This is a genomic window from Paenibacillus faecalis, assembly GCF_900289175.1.
GTDB lineage: Bacteria > Bacillota > Bacilli > Paenibacillales > Paenibacillaceae > Paenibacillus_AQ > Paenibacillus_AQ faecalis.
Map to the genome: position 1 here is coordinate 32,823 of NZ_LT985747.1, position 12,469 is coordinate 45,291.

At 38.0% G+C, this 12,469-nt stretch carries 14 protein-coding genes; 8 read left to right on the plus strand and 6 right to left on the minus strand.

What is annotated here, in order from left to right; genetic code table 11:
* Positions 1-21: 21 nt before the first annotated feature.
* Together lanM and C8268_RS00165 are read right to left on the minus strand one after the other, a co-directional pair.
* Positions 22-3,054, minus strand: coding sequence for a type 2 lanthipeptide synthetase LanM (gene lanM / locus C8268_RS00160; RefSeq protein ID WP_234032933.1), 3,033 nt, complete (start codon positions 3,052-3,054; stop codon positions 22-24).
* A 67-nt stretch (positions 3,055-3,121) separates the two neighbouring features.
* Positions 3,122-3,328 carry a plantaricin C family lantibiotic gene (locus C8268_RS00165; RefSeq protein WP_199794786.1) on the minus strand — a complete coding sequence of 69 codons (207 nt, stop codon included), beginning with the start codon at positions 3,326-3,328 and terminating at the stop codon, positions 3,122-3,124.
* A 395-nt stretch (positions 3,329-3,723) separates the two neighbouring features.
* On the opposite strand from C8268_RS00165, the gene C8268_RS00170 reads away from it, so the two are divergent.
* The 5 genes from C8268_RS00170 (at position 3,724) to C8268_RS00190 (ending at position 6,881) form a co-directional block, all read left to right on the plus strand.
* Positions 3,724-4,641, plus strand: a complete 918-nt coding sequence (locus C8268_RS00170; protein ID WP_106765802.1) for an ABC transporter ATP-binding protein — start codon at positions 3,724-3,726, stop codon at positions 4,639-4,641.
* Complete coding sequence (locus C8268_RS00175; RefSeq protein ID WP_106765803.1) at positions 4,634-5,377, plus strand: ABC transporter permease; 744 nt, start codon at positions 4,634-4,636, stop codon at positions 5,375-5,377. Before C8268_RS00170 ends, C8268_RS00175 begins: the two co-directional genes overlap by 8 nt.
* 273 nt (positions 5,378-5,650) lie before the next feature.
* A complete protein-coding gene (locus C8268_RS00180) occupies positions 5,651-5,890 on the plus strand; it encodes a helix-turn-helix transcriptional regulator (protein ID WP_106765804.1) in 240 nt (79 codons plus the stop codon).
* Positions 5,880-6,227, plus strand: a complete 348-nt coding sequence (locus C8268_RS00185) for a DUF2178 domain-containing protein (protein WP_106765805.1) — start codon at positions 5,880-5,882, stop codon at positions 6,225-6,227. The genes C8268_RS00180 and C8268_RS00185 overlap by 11 nt, the downstream gene beginning before the upstream one ends.
* Before the next feature lie 324 nt (positions 6,228-6,551).
* A complete protein-coding gene (locus tag C8268_RS00190) occupies positions 6,552-6,881 on the plus strand; it encodes a hypothetical protein (protein ID WP_106765806.1) in 330 nt (109 codons plus the stop codon).
* Positions 6,882-6,966: 85 nt separating this feature from the next.
* Here the strand turns inward: C8268_RS00190 and C8268_RS00195 are convergent, their stop codons facing one another.
* The gene (locus C8268_RS00195; RefSeq protein ID WP_106765807.1) at positions 6,967-7,686 is read right to left on the minus strand and encodes a YebC/PmpR family DNA-binding transcriptional regulator; all 720 of its coding nucleotides are present in this window, start codon (positions 7,684-7,686) and stop codon (positions 6,967-6,969) included.
* A gap of 247 nt (positions 7,687-7,933) precedes the next feature.
* Here C8268_RS00195 and infC point away from each other — a divergent pair, with 247 nt between their 5' ends.
* A complete protein-coding gene (gene infC, locus C8268_RS00200; RefSeq protein ID WP_106765808.1) occupies positions 7,934-8,407 on the plus strand; it encodes a translation initiation factor IF-3 in 474 nt (157 codons plus the stop codon).
* Between the two features lie 70 nt (positions 8,408-8,477).
* Here infC and C8268_RS00205 read toward each other — a convergent pair whose 3' ends face one another.
* On the minus strand, positions 8,478-8,852 hold the full coding sequence (locus tag C8268_RS00205; RefSeq protein ID WP_106765809.1) for a DoxX family protein: 375 nt from the start codon (positions 8,850-8,852) through the stop codon (positions 8,478-8,480).
* Between the two features lie 30 nt (positions 8,853-8,882).
* On the minus strand, positions 8,883-10,259 hold the full coding sequence (locus C8268_RS00210) for an MFS transporter (protein WP_106765810.1): 1,377 nt from the start codon (positions 10,257-10,259) through the stop codon (positions 8,883-8,885).
* 257 nt (positions 10,260-10,516) lie between these two features.
* Between C8268_RS00210 and C8268_RS00215 the strand changes: the two genes are divergently transcribed.
* Together C8268_RS00215 and C8268_RS00220 are read left to right on the plus strand one after the other, a co-directional pair.
* Positions 10,517-10,990 carry a MarR family winged helix-turn-helix transcriptional regulator gene (locus C8268_RS00215; RefSeq protein ID WP_106769773.1) on the plus strand — a complete coding sequence of 158 codons (474 nt, stop codon included), beginning with the start codon at positions 10,517-10,519 and terminating at the stop codon, positions 10,988-10,990.
* Between the two features lie 26 nt (positions 10,991-11,016).
* The gene (locus C8268_RS00220; protein WP_106765811.1) at positions 11,017-11,778 is read left to right on the plus strand and encodes a spermidine synthase; all 762 of its coding nucleotides are present in this window, start codon (positions 11,017-11,019) and stop codon (positions 11,776-11,778) included.
* A 28-nt stretch (positions 11,779-11,806) separates the two neighbouring features.
* Here C8268_RS00220 and bshB2 read toward each other — a convergent pair whose 3' ends face one another.
* Positions 11,807-12,460 carry a bacillithiol biosynthesis deacetylase BshB2 gene (gene bshB2, locus C8268_RS00225; protein WP_106769774.1) on the minus strand — a complete coding sequence of 218 codons (654 nt, stop codon included), beginning with the start codon at positions 12,458-12,460 and terminating at the stop codon, positions 11,807-11,809.
* Positions 12,461-12,469 lie beyond the last annotated feature (9 nt).

Sequence of the window (12,469 nt, forward strand, 5' to 3'; positions counted from 1 at the left end):
CACCTAAAATTCAGCCGAATCTTACAGTGTAAAAAAATCAAATACCTGGTCAGAATACAAAAATTGTAAAACTGAATATCCCCAACCAGAAACACCAATTAATAACCCAAGAGATTCTGAATGAGACAAAACCTGTTTCTCCCATTTTTTATCAATTGTGTTGTGGAAGATATTTACATAAGTGTGGGTGCATTGATTCAGAAGTGCTTCATCTTCGAAAACGATCGAATATTTTTCAAGGATCTTCAAACTTCCTAAATCTCCATGACAATAGGAAGGATTCGCACCAAAGCCCTTGTTTATCGTAATATCGACTAAATTTCTAATGTAACTCTCATCTCTTAACATTTCTGAATTACTTTCCTTAGCAGCAATTTGTGATAATAATAACCCTGGAGCCCCGTGACACCAGCCATTAGAATATTTTTTAGTTCCCGGTATATTTTCCCAACTATTTAGTTCTTCATCATAAGCTTCATCAATAAAATTTGAAATCTCCACTAAAAATTGAGGATCAACCAGACTGTATCCCAAAACTTCTTTTTCTATGGATTTTAACTTGATAAGAGATGCCAAAATACCAGCATTACCATGAGCATAGCCTACATAAGCTAAGGTATTTTTGTTTTCCCAATAAGCTGTATGGTTCCGGCGCACAGCGTTTTCGAACAAGCTTTGATATGAGTCTTCTAGCAGTGGCCGTATATAATCTTGATATTCAGGATACAGCTCATTTAATTGAATTAAACTTGTGATGAGACCTCCAGAACCCGCAAAAATATCATAGTTGTTGCAGTTCTTCACCAGTCGCTTCAATCTTTGTAAAGAAGTGATCATAATATCATCGAAGTTTTCAATAGGAATGATTTTGTGAATAACAGCAATGCTTAATAGCAACCCGCTCGTTCCGTTGTAATAACCGACATTTCCGTTTTCATACAACTTCTCTTGTTGCAAAAAACGAATATTATAATTCACTGCCTTCGTAACGATCTCTTTATATTTTTCTTTTTGTGTAAATTGATAAAGATGAGCTAGAAAAAGGGCTATGCCTGCATTCCCCAGGTAAACGTCATTGCCTACGGGACCCACACCAAACTCCGATTCTTCTTTTCCTAAAATGGTAGTGCTGATCCAGGTAGCAGAATTTTCGTTAGGGTACACCGCTCGCTTCAACAATAGATCGCCAATGTTTTGGCAGAGATCGATCGCTTTCTCGAAATCAATGTGATGATTTCCGCTATTTCCCGGTGAGGCGAAAACAATATCTGTTTTATCTCCTTTGTATTCTTTAAGCCTCATGGCTTGGTCAATTAAAATTCTCTGATTATCTAAATCATCTAACGACATTTTCTTAATTTTTAGTATGGAATTTTCCAGAGGAGTTTTTTTGGATAGAATACCTAATCGATTGTAGCTAGAATCAAATATTTCAAAATCATCGGTGTAGGTATAGAATATTGGGATATCATGATTGATTAATTGATCATACTCGCTATAAACAAACGACATTTGGTCTTGCCTTTCAAACGCCAATTTGCTGAATAAAATTTTCCGGTTTGTTTTATTACCAAGGAGAAAAATGTTTTTACTTAAAAGCATTAGTTTAGAATATAAAAAGGTTGGCCGTAAAATAACTCTGATCTTTTGGTTCTTGAAATAGTCAGATACCATGCTGATATAAAGTGCTTTATGATCCAAAATCCATTTATAAAAATATTCAAAACTATTTTGCAATATTGAATTGATTTCGGATAACTCTGAATCGCTCATTTCTTTAATTGGATTGTTCTCACTTATGCCGTTGTATCCAAACTTTCTGATATGTTTTGGCATGCCATGTTCATCGATACTAAATTCTGAAAATTTAAACGGAGACATTCTTTGTTTTTCCGCACCAATACCTCCAATTTCCAGTGCATAGTCATCTGAATCATAATTTTTGACAATTTTTTTAGGCAAAATGCCGATATCTAAAACGGTCGGGTCAGAAGATTTAATGATTTCTAAAAATCCATAATCATACAAATTCTCATTCAAAAAGATGTTGGAATGGAATAATGATTCCAAATCAACCAGTACAGGGTCTTTTCCATGCGCAATAATATTTTCACTATGAAAATCGGTGCCATTAAGCGTATACATAATACATAAAATGTAGCCCAATTTTTCATAGTATTGTTTCATATCTTCAGAATCTTTTACCAATATATGATCTATTTTCTCAAAATAAGAATATGTATCTCTGCTTATAATCTTTATTCTCTTAAACTCAAATTTTTTATCATATGTATACAGGTTGTCCAAAAAGTCAAAGAAACTAATATCGAGTTCGCCGCTTCTTGGTTTATAATATATTTCACCATGATTAAACTCTAATTTTGCAACACTTTTTCCATCGGAGTGTGTATCGCCACTCCCAATTTTAATATCTTTTATTTTCAAAAGAGATTTTTGTTCTGAGATTGGCATTAATGATTCAATAGATTTCAAATCAAGAGCCACATGATGAATGATTTCCTCGATGTACAATACATGCGTTCGAATACGCTGTTCAATAAGTTGAAACAACTCTGGATACAACACTTCACATTGGCTTCTAAACCCTTCAGTATGAAATACTTCCTCAATAAAGAATTTAAGCATTTCTTCACTGTTTTTATTTTTAATGCTGTCTGTGTTATCCTTAAAATAAAGAATGGCCTCATCGATCAAGAAATACCACAGATCATTTTCTAATATTTTTTCCAGCTGCTCCCGTTGGGAAGTTATAAATAGCTCTTGATCCCATATAAGTTTATTAGATTCAACAAGATCGGTTATTTGGTTTAAGAACAAATCCAATTCTTTCTGAAAGAAGTTCTGCTTTACTCTGCTCTCTTTTAATCTATGAATACCCGTTTCTTTTATTTCATTCTCTTTATTAATATCTTCAATTAAATGATCAATCGGAACTTCAAAAAAACGTTCAAGATGGGATTGTAATTGATCTTCAGCTTCAATTCCTAATAATGTCTTCCAAAAAGGCATAACGTCTTCTTTACTCAACTTCATTGTCCTCACAGTCTTTCCCCCCAAAATGAAGTATTCAACCGCTGGGTACATAAATAGAATTTATTTTTTAGTTACAAGAACGTTGACATTCTTTCGTTAATGTACACCATCCACCTTTATTTCCTAAGTAATCACTCAGTGTAAACGTATTAGTTGTGCATCCACCTTGAATGCTTTGATCAATCTCAATAAGTTCTTCTGCTAAAACCGGAGATAAACTTTCCATCTTTTCAACTCTGTTATAGACAATAAACGGATTTCTATTATCTACCATGTAATTTCCTCCTAATTCTACTGTATATACCCAGCTTAGTTCCCATTATAATGCAGATGAATTATATAGCAACCATTTAATTTATTTATTTAACAAAATTGATCATTTTTTCACAATTGATAAATTTTTTTTTTGAATATCATTTTTTCGTATAACTTTACTTTACTTTTTTATAAAAATAATTTACTCTGGTTATGGAAGTAGAGAACATTTATTGGAAAAACAATCTGATTCTCCTAAATGAACCAGCCTAAGCTCTTGGTGTATCTAATCGAAAGTGCGGATTGGTTTGTTGTAAGTGCTGAAATAATTTCTCGAAAAAGGGGGGAGGCAGTGACAGTTACATAGCTACATACGATGACGATAGAGACTTCAAAAGTAAAGGAGATGTATATATGAGTACAGTCATTGAGATCGAAAATTTGACGAAAAAATATCGAAATATCGTAGCTCTGGATCGTATAAACCTTCAAGTCAAAGAGGGTGAGATTTATGGCTTAATAGGAAGAAATGGAGCCGGAAAGTCTTCATTGCTTCGGATTTTATGTGGTCAATCCACTCAATATTTGGGTAGTGTCAAGCTCTTCGGAACGAAGATTAAAGAGAATTCTCATGTGAGAAATAAAATCGGTGCATTAATTGAATATCCGGCTTTTTACCCTGAATTAACCGGAAGACAAAACCTTGAATACTATAGAATTCAAAAAGGAATTTCTCAAAAAGAATCTGTTGAAAAAGTGCTTCATGATATGAATATAGCAAATCTCGCAGATCGGAAATTCAAACAGTATTCGCTAGGAAATAAACAGCGCTTAGGAATCGCCCTGGCTCTATTAAATAATCCGGAAATTTTAATTCTTGATGAACCGACGAACGGTTTGGACCCCGTTGGTATCAAAGAAATCCGAAAGTTTTTGCTCGAAATAAACAGAAACTATAATACAACCATTATCATTTCAAGCCATATTTTGTCTGAACTTGAACATATCATAACAAAGGTCGGTTTTATTGATCAGGGAAGAATGATTAAAGAGCTGAGCGCCGAAGCATTAAAAAGCAAATCGAAGCGTGCAACGATATTGAAAGTAACGAATCACGAGAAAATATTTCTGCTTCTCAAAAACAAATTGCAAGACTGCCAAGTCACTCTCCTGGATCATGATGAGATCGAAGTGTCTGGTGACATGATTGATATTTCAGAGATTTCAAGAATGATTCTTGATGCTAACGAAAAAATACTTTCAATGCGTGAAAATGTCGCTTCGTTAGAGGATTACTATTTTAATTTGATAGGAAGTGCGGCGAATGAATAATTACCTAAAAAGTGAACTATATCGAATCAAATCCAAGAAACTCGTTTATTTTTTGCCTTTTTTACTGGCGTTAATTCCTCTGTTTGGGATCTTTTTAGTGTGGTCTGTTGGTCTTAGTAATCCTTCCTTTGCTTATAACAATACAGGGTTTGTATATAGATTCTCCAGGCTTTCATTTAGCAGTCTAATTCTTGTCATACCTTTTATAACGATTTATCTTTTCTCCAATGAGTATTCCAATGGCACATTCAAAAATGTCGTTGCCTCAGGCATAGATCGAAAAAAAATTTACATTTCAAAAACAATCATCATTTTTTCAATTTTGCTGTTATTCAGTATTATTAATCTCATCCTGATTGTATCTTCTATCGAATTACTTTTAGAAAGTAAAAATCACAGCGAAAGAAATTTATTTTTTAAAGATATTATACTAACCATCCCTCTGATGATTGCAGCATTTTCCGTTTCCATCATGCTTTGTTTTACAGAAGAAAAAATTTTATCAAACCTGTTGAAATATTATCTGATTATTTATATTATTCCTGTTTTTTTAGGGAACTTTGAAAACATCATCTCTGGATTAAAACCCATCCTCAATATTTTTCCGGTAATTAGAATGACGAATCAATTACCTTTTTCAATAGAAACCGTTTCAGTAAATTGGTTGCTGGCTTTATCCTATTTCCTCATTGCATTTATTTTAGGAAACGCCATTTTCAACAAAAAAGAAATCTAGCCTCTTGGTAAATAAATCTGACTCCACGTGAACAAAGTTTATGAATTCAGATTGGGAATATTATCACCCGATTGCCACTCTAACCGTTTTTTGCAACACCGGATCGATATGTGAACCTGACGGAATCATGAATTTTGTCAGGTTCTTTCTGCATTCTGGCTCTTGCTAAATCAAAGTAATCTAAGTAAACATAAAGGCATTTGATACTTTTGTATAAGTTTACTTTACTTTTGTTAAAATTAAGTTTATAATTTGATTCAAGAGGTGATGGTCATGAAGAAAGATTTTGGTGATTCGATATCCAATAAGGTCTATGAATATCGTGTACTTGCCAGAATGTCTCAGCAAGAATTAGCAGAGAAAGTCGGGGTTTCCAAACAAACCATCTTCGTAATGGAAAAAGGAAATTATGTTCCGACTCTGCTGTTAGCCTTTCGAATTGCCGAATTTTTTAATGTTGATGTAAACGATATTTTTTCTTATGTGAAAGGAAGTGATCAAAATGAAAATTAATTTCTCAGATATCTCTAACGCAATTTTTCACCCTTTAAAGTCCTGGGCTGAGCAATCCCCGGGAAATTGGAATATTCTCATTGGAGTTGGTTTTTTACTGCTCTTGGGTAGTGCGATTTTTGCTTATGTATTTTATAAGAAGATTGGGAAAGACGACGAACGGACAAATAGAATCTTTTTGAAAAGCAGTTACTGTATGCTGTTGGCAATTATTCTATGTGACATCATTTTTCCTAAAGATTTTATGTGGACCGTTTTTTTCCTGTTCAAATATGCGCTGGCATTTTTAGCTGGTGGAACTTACTTAGCCATACAATATAAAAAGGATTTTTTATAAGGAAAGATAGAGAGGAAGGCTCAGCCATGGATGGATGACTTAGACAATGCTGGTAAAACTATGTTTTAGCTAATGGTATCACTCGCTCTTTCTTAGCTGGATTTTCTGTGAATTTCTCCTGGTGATGACCAACGTACGATCGAATCTTCACTTGGACATTCGAGACATAGGAGATGAACAACCTCTATTGAGGCCTCTGCCAACAAACCATATTTGTTATGGAGAAAAACAATTACTCTCCATCTTTATTGCTTGCTTACAGAATTGTAATTTTTTTAGGTGACTGCGGAATAAATTCCCATTTATAAAAAGGAGGAAGCCAAAATGATAACTAATTTGGATGTGTGGTTAGGAGAAAGCAGCAACTTTAACTTGTTTGTTGGAATTATCACTTCGACCGGAATCATAAGTGCAATTATTTACACTTATTTCCTGAGTAAAATTGGAAAGATCGATGAGTACAGCTTGCAGATCAGACTCAATGTGACGAACAAAATGTTTATAACGCTTATGCTTTTATTCATTATTTTTGTCTTGTTCGTTCCAAGTGACGTTGTTTACATGAAACAGATCATTTACATGTTCTTTGCAATTACAGCACTCGTTGGCGCCGTGTCGGCTGCATACTACTACTACAGAGACTTCAAAAGATAAGGGAATGAACAATAAAAATGTCTCTTCATGATGAATTTTCAATACATGCATGAAGAGACATAAATCATCACCAACACTTTCTAACTTACTCGTCAGCGTCTACGTTGTGATACACCTGCTGAACATCCTCCAGATCTTCCAATGCATCAATCAACTTTTCGAATTGTGGCACTGCATCTTCAGGAAGCTCAACGTAGTTTTGTGGAAGCATCGTTAATTCCGCAACAGCAAATTCAGTAATGCCGGCGTTTCTGAACGCCTCTTGTACTTCATGGAATTGTTCCGGCTCAGCATATACAATGACGGATTCATCTTCTTCAAGAATATCGCGAACCTCGACATCGGCTTCCATCAACAGCTCGAACACTTCATCCATGCTTTTTCCCGTAATCCCAATGACAGCTGTAGCATCAAACATATAGGCCACGGAACCACTCACACCCATGTTTCCGCCATTCTTGTTAAATGCCGAACGAACTTCAGAAGCAGTACGGTTGACGTTATTCGTCAATGCATCAACAATAATCATGGCTCCATTCGGTCCGAATCCTTCATATCGCAGCTCTGTATACGTTTCTTCCGCACTGCCTTTTGCCTTATCCAAGGCACGGTCGATAATCGCTTTTGGTACGTTGTATGTTTTAGCCCGCTCAAGTACAACTTTTAAGGCTCGGTTGGATTCGGGATCGGGCTCACCCTTTTTTGCTGCTACGTAAATCTCAACCCCGAATTTTGCATAAATACGACTTGTATTTGCATCCTTTGAGGCTTTCTTTTCTTTAATATTATTCCATTTGCGACCCATGTTGTTCCCGCTTTCTTTATGAATTTTACCACTCTATTATAGCATTATAACCCAAAATGAAAAAACACCCTGAAGATAAAGATGTTATGTTATTGAACATTTTCCTTATTGCCCGGTTTTTCAATGTAATAGATTGGAGGATTACTTTGAACTGCAAGCTCGACGTAATCATCGCCCTATGTTGATCTTACTAACTCTCAAAGGTATGATTAACTCACAGTATAGAATGAGAGGCATGAGTAAATACATGATTAAGAACGAAAAGATCAAAGCCGCTGAAGTTGAATTGACAGGCATGAATGGAGAACATATCGGTGTGGTTCCAACAGCAGAAGCGCTTGCCATGGCCCGAAAGCTGAAGGTCGATCTGGTCTGTACCTCGTTGTACAGCAGTCCACCTCCTTGCCGGCTAGTATCCGCTGGTACTGTAAAAGAGGAACGCCAGCAAGCTCGCAAAAAAGGACAGCCTGGGAAGCTCAAGGAAATACGATTAACCCCTAATATTGAGGACCATGATTACGATACGAAAAAAAACCAAGCAGAAAAACTGCTTCGTAGCGGGCATTCCGTTTCACTCGTTGTCAGAATACAAGGTAAAGAAGGTGCTCAAGCTAAAGCTCTGCTAGAGGAGCTTACTCAAGATCTTAAAGAAACAGGGACTAAAAAAACCGGGATTCAGTTGAGTGGGAAAAAAGCGACCGTCCAGGTTGATCCTAAGTAATATCAAGAGAAGCTTGTATATTTGATGTAGAAAAGGGCTCTTCAAACGTAATTTGAAGCAGCCCTCTCTTTTAAAACGTCAGTTGAACAATTTTTAATTCTGACACATGCAAGCTGGATAATACCAAAAGCAGTACCATCAATAGAAAGGCCGGGAACATCTGCTTAAATGTATCCTTTACCCGAATGTGCGAACACACAGCTCCAAACATAATGCCAGCTAACCATAAAGCAGAAAGCGAAAGCAGTGATTTATTCCAGTAGCCTGCAATTAATCCGGCGACGCCAGCCAATACCAAAAACCCCGTAACGACTCTGAACCATTGTGGCATTCTCACATGTTCAAACACTTCAACCTGCATTTTAACCCCGACAATCTTCCCCACACCACTAATCAGAAACATAATAATCAAGAAGCTTTGTAGAATAATAGTAATAATAGACATGTCAAAAATAACCCCTTATCATAAATATAATTAAAGTTGCTTCCCGGCAGTGACAGAGCGACCCTTCAAGACAAACTGAATAAGGTACAGCCCGATACTGAACACGGTCAGAATACTCATCACAACAAATATATTACTGTACACATAAGCATTTTCATTCGAAACAATCGGATTCAAATGTACAGATGACGACTGATCAAGCAGTTTACCGATGACACTCATGGAAATAGCGCCGGAAATGAAGTTCATCATAGAAAACAACCCCATGCCAACTCCTACTTGATCCTTTCTTAACGTTCGTGAAATGGTGTTTGACAGCGCAACCTGCATAAAGGTTTGTCCTACATTTCCCGCTATTAATACAACAGCGATAACATATGGAGACACCCCAACCAAGCTTGAAAGAATAGCAAAACATAAAAACAGCAGCGTCCCTGCAACTTTTACGAGATACGCGTTTCCTCGTTCATCAGCCAATTTACCTCCCTTGCGTCCCATTATGGCAGCCGAAATGGCGGCCGGAAATAGAACAAAACCAATATAACCGGAAGTCAACTGATTGAGCGACGCCAAAAACTGCGGTGTCATAAAAGTAAGACCAAAACTCATCGCCTGTATAGTAAATGAAATTAGCAGGCCGATGGAAAAGCTTCGATTTTTGAACAAATCCGGTTGAATGAAAGGTTCTGATGCTGTACGTATCCGAAAGATAAAAAGTGCCAGCAGAAAAATTCCTCCACCGAATAGCATCCAGTCGCTCTGAGTGATTGCTAATAGTAGAAACGCGACAGTACCCGCTAAAAGTCCGCCGCCAAGAAAATCAATTCCCGCTCCCTCTCCCTTCTCATCCTCCATATACTTACGAAAGAACGGCAATGTGACCAAGGAAAGTAACGAAAAGAGAAACAACAACCTCCAGCTGCCCACACTTGTTATGACCCCCGCTACGACAGGTCCCAATGCGCCGCCAAGAGCAAGCCCGATGGCCGATGTACCAAGTGCCTTTCCCCGTTCTTCCGGAGGAAAATAACGAATCGGGATGATCATCGCTGTCGCAGGAAGAACGGAGGCCCCTGCCGCTTGAAGGACACGCCCCAAAATAATCATCCAATATTCGGCCGCTAACATGCCGATCACTGAGCCGACCGCAAAAAAAGTAAGACCAAAAGTCAATAAATCCTTAAGCCGAAATTTATCGGCTAATTTTCCAAAGACAACGGAACCGATCGCATATACGACCATATATCCGGTCATGATCCAGCTGAGCTGGGATGGAACAAGATTAAACTCCTCCCCGATGACTGGCAGTGCAACATTAAACATCGTCCCGTTCATTACTGAAAATATCAACGCGAAGACTAGCACCCGCAGCAGTTTATCCTTATTTGCCAACGATGTATCACTCATAAACCTATCCCCTTTTATGATTAGTAAGCTACGGTTTCCCTATGTCCATTTCACACATACCGAGGTTGCATAATGTGAGGAAACTCACTATAATGTCATTAATGAGGATACACACTATTTTGAAAACTGTCAAGTATGGAAGAACGTTCATTGGCTTAACTTCCCCATTTTCGTTTATAATAGGTTATTGGGTTTAAAGACCGGAAATGGATTGAACCATGAATCAACAACAAATCAAGGAGCTAAAAGAAATGAATATGAACACTAACAATCCTTCTGCGATTGACGTTATTCATGTATTGATCAGAGCAACACATGCTGTCCAGAGAGAATTTATGTGCCAATTATCTGCGCTCAACACCCCTTTTCACATATCGGGTCCGCGTTTGCGCGTACTCTCCATCGTTCAAGAAGCTGGGAAAATCCGGATGAACGAATTGGCTACCCGGCTTGGGGTAAAGGCTCGGACAGTTACTGATTTTGTTGATGGTCTGGAAAAAGAAAATCTTCTACTCCGCACCCCTGATCCTAGCGATCGGCGTGCAACCCTCATACAGCTGACAGAACTGGCAGAGAACAATATTGCTCCTATCCTTGACATACAAGCCAACATTGCCGAAAAGTTAGTTGAAAAGCTTTCTGCCAAACAGCGCAAGGAGCTGCTCGATATGCTTTTTATGCTTATAAAAGATGATGAATTATCTACGATATGTGATGTTCCCTTAAAATAAGGTTCATCCCTTAAGAAGGAGACCCTATGCATCTGTTGTATAAAAATTTTGACCATAACCAAGAGATCACCATATTTGACACTACAGAATTGTATGGGGAGAGCGGAAACTTTCGATTATTACAGTTTTCTAACGAGGCGGTACAAGGGGCTCTCGATCTGGACCATCCGAAGCGGATTGTGTTCGAATATCCCCGAGCCATCATCCATCTTATCGAGCTGAATGACCCGGCATTTGAGGATTTATTTTTGATTGGACACGGGATTGGAACCATTCCGGGTTATTACGCAAATAAACGTGTTAAAGTAGCGGAGCTGGACGGCAGAATTGTTGAGTTAAGCAAACAGTATTTTGGCTACAGCCAGGATAATGTGATTGTTGCGGAGGGACGCCAAACGCTCGAAAGTGAAAAGCCGGAGTCCTATGATTATATTGTTACCGATGCCTTTAACGATAAAGGGACTCCCCGGCATTTAACATCGATAGATTTTTTCAAAATAACGTTTGACAAGCTGGATGACCAAGGCTCAATTATTCTGAATCTCTTGGGACGAAGTGAACATGATTATCACATCTGCTCAATCCACACGACTCTTCGTGAATGCTACCCCTATGTGAAGGCATTTGCACTTTCTGCTGAAGCGGCTGTTGACATCCGAAACATCCTTCTTGTCGGCAGCAAACATCCCGTTCAATTCCAAACACGACATATGTGCGGATTTGTTGAAATTGAACTGGGTGAGGGATATATTATTCAAGATATAAAAGAGGCTCCCCGTAAGATCTAGAGATCTTATAAGGCAGCCTCTTTCTAATTTACGAATCGAATCGATAAGTCCAGAACGTTTCTTTACCAAAACGCTTGATCATCTCATCCTGACTCTGTTCATGCTCGCCTAATATATCCATAAACTGAGAGCGGTGAGCTTTAATGGAGTTTATCTTTTGTTCGATATAATCAGATACATCATTGACCACATCCGGCTTTCCGATATACTGTTCATGGTTTTTGGAAAATGCGATGCAATGTACGACAGGACGTTTCTCTTCAGGCATTTTCCGAACAGTTCGGATCACCGCAGCTCCTGTCGCATCATGATCAGGATGAACGCTATATCCCGGGTAAAAAGTGATGATCAATGATGGTTTCAATTCTTGAATCAGTGACTTTATTTTTCCATCCAGCACTTCATGCGGCTCGAATTCAATCGTCTTATCATGAAATCCAAGCATTCTCACATCCTGAATTCCGATCGAACGACAGGACTCCGCGAGCTCCAGCTTACGAACAGCTGGAAGTGTGATTCGGCTTGCAAACGGCGGATTCCCCATGTTTCGTCCCATTTCTCCTAACGTCAAACATGCATAGGTTACCCGAGCTCCTTCATGCACCCGCTTCGCAAGCGTCCCCGATGCACCAAATGATTCATCATCCGGGTGGGGCAATACAACCAGAATGTTATTCTCCATGCTGTTTCT

Excerpts from the sequence above, each read along its gene's own strand:
- C8268_RS00210 (WP_106765810.1), bottom strand. The coding sequence starts at position 10,259 with ATGAGTGATACATCGTTGGCAAATAAGGATAAACTGCTGCGGGTGCTA.
- C8268_RS00185 (WP_106765805.1), top strand. The coding sequence starts at position 5,880 with ATGAAAATTAATTTCTCAGATATCTCTAACGCAATTTTTCACCCTTTA.
- C8268_RS00205 (WP_106765809.1), bottom strand. The coding sequence starts at position 8,852 with ATGTCTATTATTACTATTATTCTACAAAGCTTCTTGATTATTATGTTT.
- C8268_RS00195 (WP_106765807.1), bottom strand. The coding sequence starts at position 7,686 with ATGGGTCGCAAATGGAATAATATTAAAGAAAAGAAAGCCTCAAAGGAT.
- C8268_RS00175 (WP_106765803.1), top strand. The coding sequence starts at position 4,634 with ATGAATAATTACCTAAAAAGTGAACTATATCGAATCAAATCCAAGAAA.
- C8268_RS00190 (WP_106765806.1), top strand. The coding sequence starts at position 6,552 with ATGATAACTAATTTGGATGTGTGGTTAGGAGAAAGCAGCAACTTTAAC.
- C8268_RS00165 (WP_199794786.1), bottom strand. The coding sequence starts at position 3,328 with ATGGTAGATAATAGAAATCCGTTTATTGTCTATAACAGAGTTGAAAAG.
- bshB2 (WP_106769774.1), bottom strand. The coding sequence starts at position 12,460 with ATGGAGAATAACATTCTGGTTGTATTGCCCCACCCGGATGATGAATCA.
- infC (WP_106765808.1), top strand. The coding sequence starts at position 7,934 with ATGATTAAGAACGAAAAGATCAAAGCCGCTGAAGTTGAATTGACAGGC.
- lanM (WP_234032933.1), bottom strand. The coding sequence starts at position 3,054 with ATGAAGTTGAGTAAAGAAGACGTTATGCCTTTTTGGAAGACATTATTA.
- C8268_RS00180 (WP_106765804.1), top strand. The coding sequence starts at position 5,651 with ATGAAGAAAGATTTTGGTGATTCGATATCCAATAAGGTCTATGAATAT.
- C8268_RS00170 (WP_106765802.1), top strand. The coding sequence starts at position 3,724 with ATGAGTACAGTCATTGAGATCGAAAATTTGACGAAAAAATATCGAAAT.
- C8268_RS00215 (WP_106769773.1), top strand. The coding sequence starts at position 10,517 with ATGAACACTAACAATCCTTCTGCGATTGACGTTATTCATGTATTGATC.
- C8268_RS00220 (WP_106765811.1), top strand. The coding sequence starts at position 11,017 with ATGCATCTGTTGTATAAAAATTTTGACCATAACCAAGAGATCACCATA.